Source organism: Marinobacter iranensis, assembly GCF_029207565.1.
In the GTDB taxonomy this organism is placed as follows: domain Bacteria; phylum Pseudomonadota; class Gammaproteobacteria; order Pseudomonadales; family Oleiphilaceae; genus Marinobacter; species Marinobacter iranensis.
In genome coordinates, this window is the sequence record NZ_JANCMW010000345.1 from 1 (window position 1) to 248 (window position 248).

Here is a 248-nt window from a genome sequence, read left to right on the forward strand (position 1 = left end):
CCGAGCATCGAGGCGCGGCCGGCGAACTCGGCCTTGATCTTGGGATTGTCGAGCCGCGCATCGCCGCGCGCGACGACGAGCACGACGCCATCGCCCACCCGCAGCGCCAGCGTCTTGGCGATGCGCCCGGGCTCGACACCAAGCGTCGCCGCCGCCTCCGCCACCGTGGCGGTGCTTGCCGCCTGCTCGATCAGGACGAGATCCGGCGCATGTTCGGCAAGCCAGGCGCGCACGCTCTCGACGGTCAT

Annotated in this window: 1 protein-coding gene; it reads right to left on the reverse strand. The window is 71.8% G+C overall.

Features of this window, described 5'->3' with window-relative positions; translation table 11 throughout:
- Positions 1-248: YbaK/EbsC family protein (locus tag NLU14_RS22640; protein ID WP_275710845.1), on the reverse strand; the 248-nt coding region annotated here is incomplete at its 3' end.